Raw genomic sequence first — 16,998 nt, forward strand, 5'->3', positions numbered from 1 at the left:
GACTTAAAGTGAATAATCACATTAGAATGTCCGCGTAACATACTGAATATATGAGTAATTCAATCTATCCTTGGCAAGCCGCCGCCTGGCAGCAGTTGCAAGAAATGCGCGAACGCCTGCCGCACGCGATCCTGTTCCATGGCGAAGCGGGCACCGGCAAGGCGCGCTTCATCGAAGCGTTCGCCCAATCGCTGCTGTGCGAAAACGTCCAGCCCGATGGCGTCGCCTGTGGCGCCTGCGTCTCTTGCGGCTGGTTCACCCAGCATAACCATCCGGACTACCGCCGAGTTCGCCCGGAAGCGCTGGAAGATGAACCGCCGGAGGCCGAGGAGGGCACCGACGCCGACACCGGCAAGAAGTCCAAGTCGACCAAGGCGCCGTCCAAAGAGATCAAGATCGAGCAGATCCGCCAGCTGGCCGACTTCATGAACATCTCGACGCACCGCCAGGGCCTGCGCGTGGTGGCGCTGTATCCGGCTGAAGCGCTGAACACGCCGGCGTCGAACGCCTTGCTCAAGACCTTGGAAGAACCGCCGCCGGGCACCGTGTTCCTGCTGTCATCGAACAGCCTGGATCGGCTTCTGCCAACCATTTTGTCGCGCTGCCGCAAGTTTGCGCTGCCGATGCCCGACAACGCCGCCGCGCTCGGCTGGCTCAAGGAGCAAGGCCTGGCCGACGCCGACAGCTGGCTGCGCGAGCAGGGCGGGGCGCCCTTGGCGGCACTGGCGCAATCGGAAGCGGGCAACCGCGAAGACCTCGACACGCTGCTGCAGTTGCTGGCGCGTCCGAACATCGAGGGCGCCCTGAAAATCGCCGACAAGTTGAGCAAAGCGCCACTCAGCGCGCTTGTTTCTTGGCAGCAACGCTGGCTCTACGACCTGTTTTCGTTCAAACTATCGGGCAGCATCAGGTATTACCCGCGGTACAAGAAGGAACTTGCGGCGCTGGCCGGCTCGGTGCACACTGCTAAACTGTTGCAGGCAATCAAGAGTGCGAACGAGCGCCGCGCGACTGCCGACCATCCGCTATCGCCGAAATTATTTGTAGAAGCAATGCTGCTTGATTACACTGCATGCTGTACCCCTTGAGAGGAATTGAATGACCGGCAATCCCACCGACCCGAGCGCACCGACGATTCCTCGGCCATCGGTGTTGTCGCTTGCCATCAAGGAAAAGGCGGCACTGTACGCGGCGTACATGCCCTTCCTCAAGAATGGCGGCATGTTCGTGCCGACCGCCAAACCCTACAAGATCGGCGACGAGATCTACCTGATCCTGGCGCTAATGGACGACGCCAACAAATATCCGATTGCCGGCAAGGTGGCATGGATCACGCCGCCGGCGGCCAACAACAACAAGGCGCAGGGCATCGGCGTGCATTTCCCCGACGACGAAACCGGCCAGCGCGCCAAGCTGCGCATCGAAGAAATCCTCGGCGCCGCGCTGCGTTCGTCGCGCGCCACCCACACTCTTTAAACTACCAAGCTGCTTCATGCCGTCCTATACCCATCGCCTCGCCCATCCCGCAGACCTGCCCGTCATTGTCGACATTTACAACTCCACCATCGCCTCGCGCGAAGTGACGGCCGATACCGAGCCGGTCACCGTGGAATCGCGCGAAAAATGGTTTTCCGACCATAATCCCGACCGCCGGCCGTTGTGGGTCATTCACGCCGCCGACGCTACCGACGCCGAGCGGGCAGTCATTGGCTGGATGTCCTACTCCAATTTTTACGGCCGGCCTGCCTATTCCGGCACCGCCGAGCTGTCGATCTACATCGCCGAGGCCTGGCGCGGCAAGGGCATCGGCCGCTATTGCCTGGAGCAGGCGATCGCGTTCGCTCCCAACATCGACGTGCACACCTTGCTCGGTTTCATCTTCGGCCACAACGAAGCGAGCCTGGCGCTGTTCCGCAAGTACGGCTTCGACACCTGGGCCAACTTGCCGCGCGTTGCCAACCTGGACGGCATCGAGCGCGACCTGATCATCCTCGGCAAGCGCGTCGCCTAGCATCCGGCTACAATCGCCGGATGTTTATCGATTCCCACTGCCACATCAATTTCCCCGAGCTGGCCGCTCGCATGTCCGAGCTGCTGGCCAAGATGGAAGAAAACAAGGTTACTCACGCGCTGTGCGTGTCGGTGGACCTGCCCGACTTCCCGCAAGTGCTCGCGTTGGCCGAGCAATATCCACACATCTACGCCTCGGTTGGCGTGCATCCTGATTACGTCGATACGCCGGAACCGACTGTCGAGCAACTGGTCGAACTGTCGGACCACCCGAAAATCATCGCCATCGGCGAGACCGGGCTCGATTACTTTCGGCTCGAAGGCGACCTTGAATGGCAGCGCGAGCGTTTTCGCACTCATATAAGAGCTTCAAGAATCACGCGCAAGCCCTTGATTATTCACACAAGAGCGGCCAGCGCGGACACCATCCGCATCATGCAGGAAGAGGGCGCTGGCACCGACAAGGGCGGCGTCGCCGGTGTGATGCACTGTTTCACCGAATCGCTGGAGGTGGCCGAAGCGGCGCTGGCGATGGGGTTTTACATCTCATTTTCCGGCATTGTCACCTTCAAGAGCGCCAAGGACTTGCAGGCGGTGGCGCGCGCGGTGCCGCTGGAGCGCACGCTCATCGAGACCGATTCGCCTTACCTGGCGCCGATGCCGCACCGCGGCAAGATGAATGAACCGGGTTTTGTACGCCACGTGGCCGAATACATTGCGTCGCTTAAGGATGTGCCGCTGACGCAGGTTGCGGCGCACACGACAGATAATTTCTTCAACCTTTTCAATGTGGTACGGGGATAATCTCATGTCGAACCTGATCCGCAACTTGCACGCCGTCTGCGGTATTGCCATCGCCGCGGCGGTGGGTATGGGGCCGGCAATGGCCGCCGATCGCGACCAGCTTGCCGGTTTCTTCCGCTCGGTGCAGATCGATGACGCCGGCACTGTCGGGAAAATGCTCGCGGCCGGCACCGTCGGACCGAACGCTGTCGACCCGACCAGCGGCGAGACCGGCCTGATCCTGGCGCTGCGCGAAGGTTCGGCGCGCGTGACCAATGTGCTGCTGTCCCAGCCGGCGCTAGACCTCGAGCAGAAGGCGCCTAACGGCAACACCGCCTTGATGATGGCAGCGTTCAAGCACAACAAGCCGGCCGTGCTCGCCTTGCTGGCGAAAGGCGCCATCGTCAATCGACCGGGCTGGACGGCGCTGCATTTCTCAACAGCCAGCGGGGATGACGACATCACCAAGACACTGATCGATCACCACGCCTACATCGACGCCGAGGCGCCAGCCAAATTCACCCCGCTGATGATCGCCGCGCGCGAAGGCCACGAGTCCACGGTCCAGCTGTTACTTGACGAAGGCGCCGACGCCAGCCTGAAGAATACCGAATCGCTGACCGCCGCCCAGATCGCCGAGCGCGCCGACAAGCCCCGTATTGCCGCCGCTATCGCCGCCCACCTCGCCACCCGCCCTCGCTAAAGCGTTTTGCGATCGCAAAATCGCCTCACAGAAACCGCGCAGCTGAAGTCGGCGAACAAACTTCGGCACTGTCTTATTCGTCAATCCCCGAACTGATAGGTAAATCCTTCTGACCTCGCGGCATGGGTCACGTGCGTTTGTAACGATAATTGCCATGTCGTACTAGAAAACACACAGGCGCCGGTCCGGCACAGGGCAGGGCGGCTGGACCAAAAGGAACCCTATGTTGAACGAACGCGAAATCGAAAGCTGCTACCTGGGGCAGTTCATCCCCGTCCACTACCACCACAACATGCTGATGGACCAGAACCGCATGCACGGTTTCAAGTCGGCCATCAACTACGCCGTCAAGCCTGGGGCCAAGGTGCTCGAGCTCGGCGGCGGCACCGGGGTGCTGTCGTGGTTCGCCGCGGCCAAAGCCGACAAAGTCTACTGCGTCGAATTCAACCCGGACATGGTCAAGGAAGCGCGCAAGATGCTGGCCATGAACCCGAACGGCCACAAGGTCGAAGTTGTCCACGCCGATGCTTTCGAATACCTGCCGCCTGAGCCGATCGACGTCGTCATCTGCGAAATGATCCACGTCGGCATGCTGCGCGAAAAACAGGTCGAAGTGATGGAATCGTTCAAGCGGCGCTACTTGGCGCGCTTTGGCGGCCCGTTGCCGATCTTCCTGCCGGAAGCGGTCATCATGGCGGTCCAGCCATTGCAACAGGAATACGACTTTGAAGGCTTCTACGCGCCGATCGTCCAGTTCCAGGAAACCACCGTCATTTACCCGGGCACGATCGAACTTGCCCAGCCAGCCGTCTACAGCGTGCTCGATTTCAGCCAGCCGACCGACACCCAGATCGCCTGGGAAGGCCAGTTCCTGATCGAAAAAGCCGGCACACTGAACGCGATGCGCTTCGTCACAAAGAACATCCTGGCCGTGGTGGAAGAAGAGTCGAGCACCATCGACTGGCTGAACCACTACATGACGCTGCCGCTCGCGCAGCCGATCGCCGTGCGCCCGGGCGACGTGCTGCAGGTCAGCTTCCAGTATCGCGCCGGCGGGTCGATTCCATCGCTGCAGGCGGCGATCCGCGCCGACCTGGTGGTCGACACGGTTGCCCAGCCAGCACTGCGCACCGCAGAGTTTGCCTAAATCGTCATCAGAGTTCGGTTCGGCCGCCGCGGCCGGACCGCTTTTCATCTGCGCAATTGGCCGCCAGGACGTAAAATGTGGCCCTTGATTCCCACATTTGAGCATCTCCCATGGAAAACCTCGACCAGCGCTACATCGTCCAGCAAAACAAACTCAGCGATGGCGAAAGCAAACCGCCCGTGTTCGCCAAAGTCATGCGTGGCAAGGAAGGCAAGTTCGAGGGCGTTTCCTTCATCAAGAACAAGGAAAAAGCGTCGATCATGACGGTCGGCCAGGCGCAGGAAGTGATCGACTGGGCGTCGAATCGCAAAGCCAACGCGACCGAATACGCCACCAAGATCATCTGCGTCGGCCAGTAACGCACCGGGCTTGTCCCGCTTATCGCCGATTTTTACCTTCCAGCGGCACCTGCGCGCGTTCCGTCGCATGTCATTTGCACCACACAGCGCGCGGCACTACAGTCATACTCACATAAACGTTATCCTGAATGGAGCGCTAGATGCTGAGTTTCCTGGTGTGGTTGCTGATGTTGTTCCTGTGCTGGCCGCTGGCTTTGCTTGCGCTGGTCCTCTACCCATTGTTCTGGCTGCTGTTGTTGCCTTTCCGCCTGATCGGCATTGGCGTCGAAGCAGTCTTCGACTTGCTGCGCGCGATCGTCATGCTGCCTGCCCGCATTCTCGGTGGCGGGCCGGGCCGCTAGGACCCAGTGTGCAGCACTTAACAGACAGCACAACGCTGCTGGCTTAAAGTGAGTCTCGGACTTCGCTTTCGCCCCGAAAGCATTGGTCCGTCTTCACTGATAGGAATACACACCATGCGCCTGGACATTTACCGCAGATCCGAGCCCGAGCACGACGGCAAGTTTTCATACTTGGCCGTCCCCGAGGCCCGGAATATCCCCGAAGAAGTGACCAACACCGACTGGCTGGTAGAGGCCAGGGCGTTTGAAATGGACGACAGCGCAAACAGCCTGGACGACTACGCGATCAACAAAGTGTCCGAGCAGATCGCCGAAAAAGGTTACGCGCTAACCGCATTGCATTAATCTCCTGGCCCGCCAGTTGCGTGTCCAGTCGAATTGCCTCCCGGTGCCGTCCGGGCTGGCTGGACACGCGGCGTTTACCTATCGCCGCCACCTGCAAGCGATTGCAAGCTCCGCTTCAGTTGTATAATCAGTAATGAAAATTTGGCTGAATATAGTCGGTTGCATTGCCGTCGCGCTCGCCATCCTTGGCGTTTTCCTTCCTTTATTGCCGACCACGCCTTTCCTGCTGTTAGCGTCGGCGTGCTTTGCGCGCGGGTCGGATGCGCATGCATCGCTGGCTGCTGTCCAATCGCCTGTTCGGGCAATATTTACGCAATATGGAAGAGGGCGTCGACATGCCATTGCGGGCCAAGATCAGTGCCTTGGCCCTGCTGTGGGCGTCCCTGGCGTTCCAGGCGTCTAATCTCAATAGCGTTCCGCTGGCCGTGCTGCTTTCGGCGATCGGTATCGGTGTAACGATTTATCTAGTCAAAATCCTGCCTGCCAGGCTCGGCAGGATCCGCAAGCTTCGCGCTGCCGATCGCGCGCTCTGACCATTCTGCGACGCTTGGCGCGGCGAGCTCCTTGCCCAGATTCGCGCCCTGATCCGCGCCGAGATCAGGCAGGCTGATCCAGCTTGGCGGTGACGTTGAGTTCAGCGAAGAAACCAACGCACGCTTACTGAGTGCATCAGATGACTTCGCATAATTTATATTATGTCAAATGTCGTTTGCTACAGTGTTATGGGCCCCTTCGGCCCGTTCGTCGGCTGAAGCAAAAGTGCCCGATTTGCTGAAGCAAAAGTGCCAATTACCGGTGGCTGTGAAGCAAAGTGCCAATGCTGTCGGGTTTCATTTAGCCCTCTCCGCTATTAAAATACTGCGCCATCCAGTGAAAAAGCGAACTGTGCGTCGATCAACCAGCCTTCTCGAAACCCTTCGTTGAAGGAATTGTGCCTGACTGGTATTGCTCCCAGGAGGTGATGGTTTGCTTTAATGGCTTCCGTTGCGACGCTGTGTCCAGCGCGCTAACTTCTGCGGCGCACGACGTGTGCCGGTTAACCAATGATTAAACAACACATAGCGATTTTTAGTAACAGATTTCTTTCAATAAAGAAATTTTACGGCTACAATTTGTGTGCAAGTCGCGTCCTCCCTACCGCCATAGTTCTCTTGCTTCCTGCCGGCCAAGCCTCAGCCTCAGCAATATCCAATTAAACCGTTTGCCCTCGCGCCTTCCGCCGCCCCCTGCCGGACGCGTCTGGGCCCCGCGCATTTCGTGTCTTACCTGTGCAAAAAGAACGAACAAGGATCCCCCATGTCTTTCGCTATCAGCAGCAGTACTGGCGCCGTCCGCACCGCCATGGCAGCGACGCCCAGCCAGCTTGAATTTCTCTCGTTTACACTGAGGTCGGAAGAATACGGCGTCGATATACAAAAGGTCCAGGAGTTGCGCGGCTACGACGCGGTGACCCGGATTGCCAATTCGCCGGCCTTCCTCATGGGGGTGGTGAATTTGCGCGGCATCATCGTACCGATTGTCGACATGCGCATCAAGCTCAATCTGGGAACGCCGACTTACGACCAGTTCACCGTCGTCATCATTCTGAACGTGGGGGCGCGCCTAATGGGAATGGTGGTCGATAGCGTTTCCGACGTGATCACGCTTATCCCGGAACAGGTCAAGCCGGCGCCGCAGTTGGGCGCGGCGCTCGATACCGATTACCTGGTCGGCATGGGCACGCTGAACGACCGGATCGTGCTGTTGGTGGACATCGAGCAACTGATGTCCACCAGTGAAATGGGATTGGTCGAACAAATCGCAGCCTGACGCGCCGGACGGATGCGTATTCTGATCGATATAGACCAATTGATGTCGGGCGCCGACTTCGAACTTATTGAAAAGCTCGCCGCTTAAGGCGGGTTGCCGGCTAAGCAAAAAAACTACTTAAGGTGAATACAGATGAATTCAGCAAACTTGAAAATCGGGGGCGGATTGGCGCTGGTTTCCCGTGGTCGATGGCGTCTCCGATTTCACCATGGTCAATCCTGACCAGATCAAGCCGCCGCCATCGCTCGATTGCGACATTAGCTACGTGACAGGGATTGCCTCGATCGAGGGGCGCCTGATGATGTTGATCGACATGAACCTGCTGTTATTCAGTTCGACCCTGCTGACGCTCGACGCGCTCGGGACCTGACTTTTTTTCTTTCAAAGGACTTCTATTATGTTTTTTTCGAAACTGACGATCGGCCAGCGCCTGTGCGTGGTGCTGGGCGCGATTTTGTTGCTTCTGGTTACGGTTGCTGTCACGGGTATTACCGGCCTGGCAGCAATGAACACGGAAATCCGGACAATTTCCGATGACCGCGTGCCCAAGATCATTGCCGCCACGGACTGGCTGTACCGTGTCATGGAAACAGCGCGTCACACAAGGAACATGCTGATCCTCGATGACGCGGCCAAGATCGCCAAGGAAGTCGATGGCGTTATGGAGGACAAGGCAGCGCGCAAGAAATTCATGGAGGAGCTTCAGGCAACGGTGCAGTCGCCAGGCGGCAAGGCGGCCCTGCAGGCGGTAGTTGATTCGCGCGCCAAGTACACGCCTGCCGAAGATGCGTACCTGAAGATGATCCGTGACGGCGACAGGGTGAGCGCAAAGGCGTATCTGCTCGGTACCATGCGGCCGCTGCAGCTGGACTACATCCAGAGCCTGCTCGCCTTCGTCAACTCGCAAAAGAAATTGATTGCCGACGCGTCGTTGAAGGCCGCCGACCACTACGCCAACAACCGCACCAACCTCATTGCAATGACCGTGGTGGCCCTGTTGCTGGGCGTGGCCGCAGCCTTACTGCTCATCAATAGTCTGCTGCGCCAGCTGGGCGGCGAGCCGGCTGCCACCGCCGCCATTGCAGAGCGCATCGCCAACGGCGAACTCGATTTCGAGATCACCACGCGGCCTGGCGACCAAAAAAGCCTGTTGTACTCGGTCAAGCACATGCAGCAGAGCCTGGCCGGCATCGTGTCGACCGTACGCCAGGGCACGGACGCCATCAGCAACGGCAGCAGTCAGATCGCGGCCGGCAACATGGACTTGTCGTCACGCACCGAGCAGCAAGCCAGCTCGCTGGAGGAAACCGCGTCGTCGATGGAAGAGATGGCCTCGACCGTCAAGCAAAATGCGGAAAACGCACGCCAGGCCAATACCTTGGCGGTGGCAGCGTCGGCAGTGGCTGGCAAGGGCGGCGAAGTGGTGGCGCGCGTAGTCAATACCATGGACGACATCAATGCGTCCTCGCGCAAGATCGTCGATATCATCAGCGTCATCGATGGCATCGCGTTCCAGACCAACATCCTCGCCCTGAACGCCGCCGTGGAAGCGGCGCGAGCCGGCGAACAGGGCCGCGGCTTTGCTGTCGTCGCCTCGGAAGTGCGCAACCTGGCGCAGCGTTCGGCTGCAGCCGCCAAGGAAATCAAGACCCTGATCAGCGACTCGGTCGAGAAGGTCGACTTCGGCACCCGCCTAGTGGGCGAAGCGGGCCAGACGATGGACGAGATTGTCGACAGCATCCGCCGGGTGACCGACATCATGAATGAAATCAGCTCGGCCAGCCGCGAGCAGGAAGCCGGCATTAGCCAGATTGGCGACGCCATCAACCAAATGGACACGGTCACTCAACAAAACGCTGCACTGGTGGAAGAAGCGGCGGCAGCGGCCCAGGCCTTGCTGGAGCAGGCCAGCTCGCTGTCCGACGCGGTCAGCGTGTTCAAGGTCGGCGCGGCAACGGGCAAGCCGGCTCCCCTAGCCGCGGCCAAGCCATCGCGTGCGCCCGCCACCAGCACGGCGCGTGCGACCAGAACAAGCCCGCTACCGGCGCGCCTGCGCATGGCCAGCGCACGTGGCGAGGCGGGTGACTGGGAAAGCTTTTAAGTCAACAGTATAGGCAAACCAAACGGCACCGGCGACCGGATATCCGTGCCGTTTCGGCGACGCCCTGGCAGAGCATGCCGCGGCGTTTTGCAAGAAGACTTAGCGCCGGCGTGCGTCGTCGCTGGAACCCCTGGCTACACCGTTTTACAGGCACCACGGAGATTGGTTTCAGTTACATGTATGAACTGAAATCGCGAGTTCCGGGCAGACAGTTTAGCTGCCCTGCATAGCGTCATGGAGAGCGCGCAGCTAGATCATGACACGGTCGCTGGCGCAGGCGGTCAGCGTCTTCAGGCTCGATGGCGACGGCAGCGCCGCGCTGAAGGTGGCCGGCGTGACAGTGCTGTCCGGAAAAATCCGGCCGTCCGCGCCCGGCCGAGCTGGCAGAGCGCCGTGCCGGCTAAGCGGTTGGCGGTCGCCAACGCGGCCGCCGACTGGGAAGAATTTTAGGCCCAGCGCGCATGGCGGATGGCAGGCGATGCGCCTGGTAATATTGCCCTTCAGGCGCGCGCCCAGTTCCGCTTCGAATTGCGGCGGCGCCGCCTCGCCGCGAACTGGCGCACGGTCAGCACGCCGTCGTGCCAGCAGCTCGCGGCAAATCCCGCATGAGCTACTTGAGCCATGCGCTGATGGAGAACCGCAACGGCCTGGTGAACGATGCAGAAACGACGCTGGCGACCTGCACGGCGGAGCGTGACGCGGCGCTGACGTAGGACTGCTTGCACAGATCGGACAGGCCGCTTTGGGGACAGCGGCCCTTCGCGCAGGCCAAAAAGGGGGCTTGCCGTTATGGGTGGGCCGTCATTTGCAGTTAGCGTGAGCCGGCGGCCACGGAATGCGAGCCGTCGCCGTCGATTGCAAGCTCATTTGCAGATAGCGTGAGCACGCACCTGCCTTCGTTTGCAGTTAATTCGAGCCGAAATCGGCGTCGAATGCGAGCACGGTCAGTTTGAAATGCGAGCCGCTACAGCTAGCAGGCAGACGTCGCGCACCTTGAACGAGTCGCCAGCGCCCGAGCCGTGTGGCACCCATGCCCAGCGGCACGCCCAACGCGCCGCTGGCGGAAATGGCCGCAAGAAGGAAACCGAGCGCATTGAAGCGGCGTCCGAATCGGTCGCCCAACAAGCCCCAGATGAGCGCGCCAAGCATCGATCCAACGTGCATTGCGGTCATGGTCTTGCCCACCATGTCGGGCGAAAATCCGTGGTCTTCCTTTAGAAAGGTCGTGATCCAGCCGTTGAAGGCCTGGAACGCGAAAAAATTCAGGCCGCACAGCAGTACCAGGCGCAATGTCAGTTTCCAGTAGCCGTGGGCGAACAGTTCGACGATCGCGAAACGCGGCGCTTTGAGGGTCTGCGCGCCCTCTCCGCCCCAAGGCCGCAAGGCGTGGTCAGCCGGCACGAGCAGGAATACGGCGAGCGAGGCGGCGATCGCGCCGCAGCCGCCGAATACCATCACCGACTGCCATTGGTCGGCGTAATGGCGCCCGAACCAGGACAGGATGGCGTCGCCGCCGTTATAGACCAGCTGGACGATGCCGCCGATCAGGCCGCGCGAGGTGGCCGCGAACAGGCCGATATACAGACTCACTGCGCATCCGAACACGCCGCCCATGAAAAAGCCGATGACGAAGCGCTGTGCCAGCGCGCTCGGATAGCTGTGGACACCAAGTGAAAAAATCGACGCGATGCCGAAGCCGGCCGCTATCAGCGCAAAAGTATTGCGGCGACTGTAGCGGTCGGCGAAGTGGGGAACGATAATAGCGCCCACCAACGCCCCCAATGCCTGCAGACTGTAGAACGAGGCAACCTGTTCCTTGCTCAGACCGAGCGACTGCGCCATATAAGGGCGCAGAAAGTTTTCGGTATTCCAGCAAAATGCATAAAATACCTACACCGACATGATGGCCGCGAAGATGAGGCAGCGGCTCGACGCGCCAAGGTCTTCGGCGCGCACCGCCGCCGCGCTGCTCATCGGATCATGCCCATCACGTCGCAGCCCATCTGCAACAGTAAATCGAGCTGGTCGATGAACACCCAGTTCTCGCGCAGCAAGTCATCCTCGCGGCGCCAGAAATCCATTACCCGCATGCCGATCCGCCGCTCTGTGGCTGCGGCTCCCAACCACGGGCCACGGTGGGTGGCCCGCACCGACGGCCAGCCGGTCGAACCCACATAGGCGCCCTCGCCGATGCGTGCCTTGTGATCGCCGCCGATCCGGTCGGGAAATGCCGTGAGAAAGGTGCGCTGGTGAACATCCTGGAAGCCTTTCAAGCCGCGGCTGGTGCCGATGCCGGACGGACCGTACCACAGCATGCGCGGGTGCCAGAAGCGTTCCTGCGCCATGCTATCCAGACTCTTGCCGTCGTACTCCATCAGCCCCTTGATCATGGCCTCGACCAGCTTCAGGCTGCGCAGCCCCTCGCTTGGCCTGTGGCTGCCCAACATCACGCCGTCCATGCTGCCCGGCCCTGGGACACGGTCGTCCGGACCAGGACTGCGTGGCAGCGCTGCCGGCCAGCGACCAGCTTGGCGGAGCACGTCAAGGATGTCGAGGATCAGGTAAACTTCGCGAATCTTGCCGTCGTCGATCCTGCTGAATTCCCCGTAGCGGACATTGAGCACCTGACCAGTAGCCGGGATGCCGAGCCAGTCAGCGCTGAATGTGCCGGTGTAATACCCAGTCGCCCCGACCCACTGTCCGTTCTTGAACTCGCCGGAAAGAAGGATATCGTCGCGCCGCTCAAGGTCCGGCAGCGCGGCCAGGAACGGCCGCCAGAAGTTGGCGAGAACGGCGGCCGCACCCTGGTGCGAGTTGATGGGGTGCGGGCAATGCCAGGCCACGTCGGCATGGTACATGTCGCCCAAGGCCTCGGGCCAGCCCTCGGGCGCCAACTTCGCCAGCCCTGCGAGCGCGCTGGCGTACTGTACTTTTCCGTCGGGGCTGCGCCGCGAGTTGCCAGCGCTGCCGGCACCGGCGTGGCTGGCGGCGCTGGAACGTTCGCACGCGGGAGCGCACTGATGCACCCGGGCTGCCGCATCGACCAGGTCTATCTGTGCCGCGATCCGGTCGACTTCAGGAAGTCGATCGACGGACTCTCCGCGCTGGTCGAGTAGGAACTAAAGCTCGATCCGTTCGGAAGCGGGTTGTACGTGTTTGTCAACCGGCACCGCAACAAGATCAAGGTCTTGTACTGGCATCGCAACGGTTTCTGCCTTTGGCTCAAGCGTCTGGAGGCCGAGAAATGCGCGTGGCCGCGTGAGGCCGAGGACGCCACCCCAACGGTGACGATGCAGCAGTTTGAATGGCTGTTGGAAGGCTTCGATTTATGGCGAAATTCCCCGCATAAATCCTTGCATTTCGGTTCCGTTCGTAGGGAGATTTGGTAAAATAGTGCATGCCAAAAGCTGTCGAAAAATCCTCCATTTTACCCCCGCGCTACCAGCTCCCGGAGCTGGTCTTGCCGCCCGTTTTGCCCACCGACGCAGCCTCCTTGACGGCCCTGCTGCACGCGGTCATTGCCTCGCACAACGACGTCAAGGCGCAGGCGCTGAACCACATGCAGCACATGCTTGAACAGTTCATCCTGGCGCGCCACCGCATGTTCGGCGCCAGCTCGGAGCAGTCGGCGAACCAGGGGCGGTTGTTCGACGAGGCCGAGACGCTCGCCGCCGACAGCACCGAGGCGCAAGATGTGGCGCCGTTGCCACCCGAGTCGGAGCCGGGCAAGGGCAAACCGGCATCCAAGCCGGCGCGCGGCAAGCGCGCGCCATTACCATCGGAGTTGCAGCGCGTCGACGTGGTCCACGTCGTCCCGGCTGCTGAACGCACCTGCCCATGCGGCACCCCGATGGTCGAGATCGGGCAGGACGTCAGCGAACAGCTCGACATCGTGCCGATGCAGGTACGCGTGCTGCGCCACACCGCAAGCGCTACGGCTGCCCCGGCAGCGAGCACTCGCCTGTGACGGCGCCGCTGCACCGCAGCCTCTGCCCAAGAGCAACGCCAGCGCCGACTTCCTGGCCATGCTGCTGATCGTCAAGTTCATTGACGGCCTGCCGCTGTACCGCTTCGAATACGTGCTCGACCGCCACGGCGTGACCGTGCCGCGCCAGACTTTGGCGCGCTGGGTCATCGGCGCCGGCCAGTTGCTGCAACCGCTGCACAACCTCATGCGCGACGCGCTGCTCGAGTCGCCCTTCATCCACGTCGACGAGACGGTGGTTCAGGTGCTTGAGGCGCCGGGGAAGCAGCCAACGTCGAACAGCTACATGTGGGTGCAGACGGGCGGACCGCCGGGCCAGCCGGTGGTGCTGTTCGACTACGATCCGGGCCGCGGCGCCCAGGTGCCGGTGCGCCTGCTGCACGACTATCGCGGCTTTATGATGACCGACGGCTACGACGGCTACAACCAGCTCGCGCGTACCGACGGCATCGAGCACATGGCGTGCTGGGCGCACGTGCGCCGACGATTCGTCGAGGCCGTCAAAGTCCAGCCCAAGGGCCGGCGCGGCCTGGCAGACGAGGCCGTCGAAATGATCGGCAAGCTGTATGGCGTCGAGCGCGACTGCAAGGACGTCAGCGACACACAGCGCTTGCTGGCGCGCCAGGAACACAGCGTGCCGGCGCTGGCCGCGCTGAAGACGTGGCTGGACAAGTCCTTGCCCGGTGTAACGCCGAAGAGCGCGCTCGGCAAGGCGCTGTCGTACATGCGCGACTACTGGAGCCGCCTGACACGCTACACGGAGCGCGGCGACCTGCCGATCGACAATAACCGCTGCGAGAATGCGATCCGTCCGTTCGTGATTGGCCGAAAGGCATGGTTGTTTAGCGACACGGTGGCTGGCGCCAACGCGAGCGCGGTTATTTACTCGCTCGTGGAGACGGCCAAAGCGAATGGCCTGGAGCCTTACACGTGGCTGCGCCGAGTGCTGCGCGACTTGCCAGCGGCGAAAACCGTCGATGACGCGGCGGCGCTGCTGCCGTGGAATATGAAAGATTTGCATACCCCGGATTTGACCAGCGGCATGACTTCCCGAACAGTCTGGGGTTGATGAATCGCTTACGATGGAAATCGTAACGCCAAACGCTGCTTGTCTTTACAAATCTGCTCTCAAGCCTGTGAAAAATTTTGGTTATGCGCCGGCCTTTAGAATCGGGCAGCTCCGGTAGCGGTTCAGACAAGCCAACTCCGGCCGCCACATTACAAAGTTGTAATCAAGCGGACGGCTTGTTGTCAGCAACGCATGGGTAGACTACAGAAAAACGTGACTCGGGCGGCTATTTGCCGACAAAGGAAACTACATGTATTTGAAATTATTTTGTCCACTCATTGCTCTTGCCATTGCTCAACCGATGGCACTGGCGCAAATGCCGGGGCACGCCGGTCCCGCTGCGGCGCCTTCCCCTTCCTCCCCGGCGTATCAGTCAGCATTTGCGGACTACCAACCGTACAAGGAGCCCGTGGTAGGGTCTTGGCGCCAGGCCAACGACCAAGTGCGCGACGCGGGGGGGATGCACGGCCATGACATGGCAACCATGAAGTCGCAGTCGGACGATCCGCACGCCGGGCATGACATGTCGAAGATGGCGCCAGCAATGCCGAGCGCGGCCGTCCCTGCACAGCCAGGCGCACCCGCCACTGCAGAAAAGGCAAGCGTAGACCATGCCGCGCATCGCGTGGAACAAGCCCAGAGCGAAGATCCGCATGCCGGTCACGACATGTCGAAGATGACGCCAGCGAAACCGCGCACCGCCGCCGCAGGCGTGCCCTCGAGTAAGAATAAGACCAATCCAGCCCATCCCGCACCGCCAGCGCAGAGCGCAGATCCTCATGCCGGGCACGACATGTCGAAGATGCCCGTGCCGGCCCCGAAGAAGGCGCCCTCCGGTACCGACAAGGCGGCTGATCACGCGGCGCATGGCGCGCCGCCGCAAAGCCAACCGAATAGCACAAAGGAGCCGGAATGAAGCGTACGGCACTGCTCTTGAGAACCACAGCGCTTGGTGCGGCGACGCTCCTGCTGGCCGGATGCGCGTCCTTTTCACGCGACGGCGGATTTGACAGTGTTCAGACGCTGACCAAGGAACGCATCGGCAAGAACACGCGATGGGTCAAGTCCGATGCGGACAAGGCCGACGTCGCAGCGACCATTGCCCCGATGCTCGCCAAGCCGTTGACCCTTGACGACGCCGTCACGGTCGCTCTGATGAACAACCAGGGGCTGCAGGCATCGTACGCGGAGCTGGGAATCAGCGAAGCAAATCTGGTGCAGGCGGGGCGGATCCGCAACCCGGTGTTCTCTTTCGGGCGCCTGACGCGCGGCAGCGAGATCGAGATCGAGCGCAGCCTCATGCTTCCGGTGATGAGTTTGTTGACGATGCCGGTCGCAACGCGCATCGAACGCAGGTCGTTCGAGCGGGCCCAGCTCCGCGCGGCCGGGGAAGCGTTGCGCGTGGCCGATGAAACGCGCAGGACGTACTTTTCGGCTGTCGCCGCCCAGGAAACCGCCGTCTACATGGAACAGGTTAAGCTGGCGGCGGAGGCCGCGGCCGAGCTGGCCGGCCGCCTGGCCGCCGCCGGCAATTTCAGTAAGCTCGACCATGCACGCGAGCAAGCCTTTTATGCCGACGTCGTGGTGCAGCTGGCGCGCGCGCGCCTTACCAGCGCCGAACAGCGCGAACGCCTGACCCGTTTGATGGGCCTGACCGGCGCGGCCGCTTTCCAGCTGCCCAACCGCCTGCCTGATCTGCCCGCCGCTCCGCGCGAGGCGCAGGCTCTGGAGGCCGGGGCCATGCAGAACCGCCTCGACGTCATCATAGCGCGGCGCGAACTGTCGGGCCTGGCCAGTTCGCTGGGCCTGACGAAAGCGACCCGCTTCGTCAACCTGCTTGACGTAACCTACCTGCGCAATTCATTCAACGAGAGCCCCACGCGCGAGAACGGGTACGAAATTGAACTGCAGATTCCCCTTTTCGACTGGGGCAGCGCCCGCGTGGCGCGCGCCGAAGCCATGTACATGCAGGCCGTCCAGCGCGCGGGCGAAACGGCCGTCAACGCCCGTTCGGAAGTGCGCGAAGCCTATTCGGCCTACCGTACCACGTACGACATTGCCCGCCATTACCGCGACGAGATCGTGCCGCTGAAAAAACGCATCTCCGACGAGCAGCTGCTGCGCTACAACGGCATGCTGATCAGCGTCTTCGAGTTGCTGGCCGATTCCAGAAGCCAGGTGTTGAGCGTGAACGCGGCCATCGACGCCCAGCGCGACTTCTGGATGGCGGAGTCGGCGCTGCAGATGGCGCAGACCGGGCGCTCCGCCGCCCCAGTCGCCCGCGGCAAGGCCGCCGCTGCCACTGCAGAGCCGGCCGGACATTAACGAGATATTTGAGGGAATAGA

General features: G+C 61.3%; 18 protein-coding genes and 5 pseudogenes. 21 read left to right on the forward strand and 2 right to left on the reverse strand.

Annotated features, from left to right (window positions below):
• Positions 1 to 50 precede the first annotated feature (50 nt).
• The 15 genes and pseudogenes from ACP7DD_RS13180 to ACP7DD_RS13250 form a co-directional block, all read left to right on the forward strand.
• A complete protein-coding gene (locus tag ACP7DD_RS13180) occupies positions 51 to 1,088 on the forward strand; it encodes a DNA polymerase III subunit delta' (RefSeq protein WP_426175275.1) in 1,038 nt (345 codons plus the stop codon).
• A gap of 10 nt (positions 1,089 to 1,098) precedes the next feature.
• A complete protein-coding gene (locus ACP7DD_RS13185; RefSeq protein ID WP_426175276.1) occupies positions 1,099 to 1,476 on the forward strand; it encodes a PilZ domain-containing protein in 378 nt (125 codons plus the stop codon).
• Between the two features lie 16 nt (positions 1,477 to 1,492).
• A complete protein-coding gene (locus ACP7DD_RS13190) occupies positions 1,493 to 2,011 on the forward strand; it encodes a GNAT family N-acetyltransferase (RefSeq protein ID WP_426175277.1) in 519 nt (172 codons plus the stop codon).
• Between the two features lie 20 nt (positions 2,012 to 2,031).
• Entirely contained in the window at positions 2,032 to 2,814 is a 783-nt protein-coding gene (locus tag ACP7DD_RS13195) for a TatD family hydrolase (protein WP_426175278.1), read from the forward strand.
• A gap of 4 nt (positions 2,815 to 2,818) precedes the next feature.
• Positions 2,819 to 3,496, forward strand: coding sequence for an ankyrin repeat domain-containing protein (locus ACP7DD_RS13200; RefSeq protein WP_426175279.1), 678 nt, complete (start codon positions 2,819 to 2,821; stop codon positions 3,494 to 3,496).
• Positions 3,497 to 3,719: 223 nt separating this feature from the next.
• Complete coding sequence (locus ACP7DD_RS13205) at positions 3,720 to 4,643, forward strand: methyltransferase domain-containing protein (RefSeq protein WP_426175280.1); 924 nt, start codon at positions 3,720 to 3,722, stop codon at positions 4,641 to 4,643.
• Between the two features lie 110 nt (positions 4,644 to 4,753).
• Positions 4,754 to 5,002, forward strand: coding sequence for a hypothetical protein (locus tag ACP7DD_RS13210; protein ID WP_426175281.1), 249 nt, complete (start codon positions 4,754 to 4,756; stop codon positions 5,000 to 5,002).
• Between the two features lie 140 nt (positions 5,003 to 5,142).
• Positions 5,143 to 5,343 carry a hypothetical protein gene (locus ACP7DD_RS13215; RefSeq protein ID WP_426175282.1) on the forward strand — a complete coding sequence of 67 codons (201 nt, stop codon included), beginning with the start codon at positions 5,143 to 5,145 and terminating at the stop codon, positions 5,341 to 5,343.
• A gap of 114 nt (positions 5,344 to 5,457) precedes the next feature.
• The gene (locus ACP7DD_RS13220; protein ID WP_426175283.1) at positions 5,458 to 5,688 is read left to right on the forward strand and encodes a DUF6139 family protein; all 231 of its coding nucleotides are present in this window, start codon (positions 5,458 to 5,460) and stop codon (positions 5,686 to 5,688) included.
• Positions 5,689 to 5,821: 133 nt separating this feature from the next.
• Positions 5,822 to 5,887: pseudogene (locus tag ACP7DD_RS13225) on the forward strand (DUF454 domain-containing protein); the annotation flags it as partial.
• Between the two features lie 67 nt (positions 5,888 to 5,954).
• Positions 5,955 to 6,221, forward strand: coding sequence for a DUF454 family protein (locus tag ACP7DD_RS13230; RefSeq protein ID WP_426175383.1), 267 nt, complete (start codon positions 5,955 to 5,957; stop codon positions 6,219 to 6,221).
• 808 nt (positions 6,222 to 7,029) lie between these two features.
• On the forward strand, positions 7,030 to 7,497 hold the full coding sequence (locus ACP7DD_RS13235; RefSeq protein WP_426175384.1) for a chemotaxis protein CheW: 468 nt from the start codon (positions 7,030 to 7,032) through the stop codon (positions 7,495 to 7,497).
• A gap of 181 nt (positions 7,498 to 7,678) precedes the next feature.
• Positions 7,679 to 7,867, forward strand: coding sequence for a chemotaxis protein CheW (locus tag ACP7DD_RS13240; RefSeq protein WP_426175284.1), 189 nt, complete (start codon positions 7,679 to 7,681; stop codon positions 7,865 to 7,867).
• Positions 7,868 to 7,894: 27 nt separating this feature from the next.
• The gene (locus tag ACP7DD_RS13245) at positions 7,895 to 9,598 is read left to right on the forward strand and encodes a methyl-accepting chemotaxis protein (protein WP_426175285.1); all 1,704 of its coding nucleotides are present in this window, start codon (positions 7,895 to 7,897) and stop codon (positions 9,596 to 9,598) included.
• Between the two features lie 596 nt (positions 9,599 to 10,194).
• Positions 10,195 to 10,305: pseudogene (locus ACP7DD_RS13250) on the forward strand (IS5/IS1182 family transposase); the annotation flags it as partial.
• Between the two features lie 199 nt (positions 10,306 to 10,504).
• Here the strand turns inward: ACP7DD_RS13250 and ACP7DD_RS13255 are convergent.
• Together ACP7DD_RS13255 and ACP7DD_RS13260 are read right to left on the reverse strand one after the other, a co-directional pair.
• Positions 10,505 to 11,470: pseudogene (locus ACP7DD_RS13255) on the reverse strand (MFS transporter); the annotation flags it as partial.
• A 98-nt stretch (positions 11,471 to 11,568) separates the two neighbouring features.
• Entirely contained in the window at positions 11,569 to 12,456 is an 888-nt protein-coding gene (locus ACP7DD_RS13260; protein WP_426175286.1) for an ester cyclase, read from the reverse strand.
• On the opposite strand from ACP7DD_RS13260, the gene ACP7DD_RS13265 reads away from it, so the two are divergent.
• From ACP7DD_RS13265 to ACP7DD_RS13290, 6 genes and pseudogenes are all read left to right on the forward strand, one after another.
• Complete coding sequence (locus tag ACP7DD_RS13265) at positions 12,455 to 12,619, forward strand: hypothetical protein (protein ID WP_426175287.1); 165 nt, start codon at positions 12,455 to 12,457, stop codon at positions 12,617 to 12,619. The genes ACP7DD_RS13260 and ACP7DD_RS13265 overlap by 2 nt on opposite strands.
• Positions 12,619 to 12,714, forward strand: a complete 96-nt coding sequence (gene tnpB / locus ACP7DD_RS13270) for an IS66 family insertion sequence element accessory protein TnpB (RefSeq protein ID WP_426175288.1) — start codon at positions 12,619 to 12,621, stop codon at positions 12,712 to 12,714. Before ACP7DD_RS13265 ends, tnpB (ACP7DD_RS13270) begins: the two co-directional genes overlap by 1 nt.
• A gap of 15 nt (positions 12,715 to 12,729) precedes the next feature.
• Positions 12,730 to 12,987 (forward strand): annotated as a pseudogene (tnpB, locus tag ACP7DD_RS13275) (IS66 family insertion sequence element accessory protein TnpB); the annotation flags it as partial.
• 8 nt (positions 12,988 to 12,995) lie between these two features.
• Positions 12,996 to 14,652, forward strand: a pseudogene (gene tnpC / locus ACP7DD_RS13280) (IS66 family transposase).
• Positions 14,653 to 14,902: 250 nt separating this feature from the next.
• On the forward strand, positions 14,903 to 15,568 hold the full coding sequence (locus tag ACP7DD_RS13285) for a hypothetical protein (protein WP_426175289.1): 666 nt from the start codon (positions 14,903 to 14,905) through the stop codon (positions 15,566 to 15,568).
• Complete coding sequence (locus ACP7DD_RS13290) at positions 15,565 to 16,977, forward strand: TolC family protein (protein ID WP_426175290.1); 1,413 nt, start codon at positions 15,565 to 15,567, stop codon at positions 16,975 to 16,977. The genes ACP7DD_RS13285 and ACP7DD_RS13290 overlap by 4 nt, the downstream gene beginning before the upstream one ends.
• Positions 16,978 to 16,998 lie beyond the last annotated feature (21 nt).

Source organism: Massilia sp. TWR1-2-2 (assembly GCF_049897565.1).
Classification (GTDB): domain Bacteria; phylum Pseudomonadota; class Gammaproteobacteria; order Burkholderiales; family Burkholderiaceae_D; genus JAFCUW01.